We start from the raw sequence: 730 nt of genomic DNA, 5'->3' as shown, positions 1-730 counted from the left end.
TTCAAATCACCGCTTGCTTATCTATCCATAAGTTATTTTCTTTTTATTAATTATGAGCAGCTAAAATAGTTTCGATTAAATATTGAGACGCAATGGAATGTTCCGCAGATGCTAATGTCGTTAGATGAAAATCAGTATGATATTCTAATTCCGGTAAAGGAAGCTTCACTAATTTTCCCTGCTCTACCCAAGACTGAGTATAATGTTCAGGTAAATAACCGATAAAATTAGTCGATAATATCAACATTAATGTCATTTCCATATTTGTTGTATTCACATTAGCAGATACTGGAAAGCCATTAATCGGGGTAATAGGATGCGATAGCCCCCGATCAACAACTTGATATTGATAAAGATCATCTTGATGAATTTTATCTTTCAACTGCAATATTGGATGATGACAGCTGCAATATAGACATTGGGTTTCATTAAATAGGAAATCGTATTGAAGACCATCTTTCTGTATCTCAGAGGATGTGATTCCTATATCAATTTTCTTATTTAATAACATCATCTCTATTTGATAAGAATCCAACACATGACTATCTAAATGAACAGCAGGATGCATTGTAAAGAATTGCTGTAAGGCACCTTGTATATCACATTTAGGATTTGTTGCTAAATTATCAGTCATCGCAAAGCGAATATGTCCTTGTGAGACAGTTCGAATTTGGTCAATTTTATCTTCAAAACAATGGATTTGAGCAAGTAAATCTTAAACATATTGATA

At 32.7% G+C, this 730-nt stretch carries 1 protein-coding gene; it reads right to left on the bottom strand.

Features of this window, described 5'->3' with window-relative positions; genetic code table 11:
• Positions 1 to 46: 46 nt before the first annotated feature.
• Positions 47 to 646, bottom strand: coding sequence for a substrate-binding domain-containing protein (locus I3255_RS14810; RefSeq protein WP_346268630.1), 600 nt, complete (start codon positions 644 to 646; stop codon positions 47 to 49).
• Positions 647 to 730: the final 84 nt, after the last annotated feature.

The organism is Psychrobacter sp. Ps6 (assembly GCF_022129235.1).
In the GTDB taxonomy this organism is placed as follows: Bacteria; Pseudomonadota; Gammaproteobacteria; order Pseudomonadales; family Moraxellaceae; genus Psychrobacter.
This window is presented reverse-complemented; position numbering and strand designations above follow the sequence as displayed.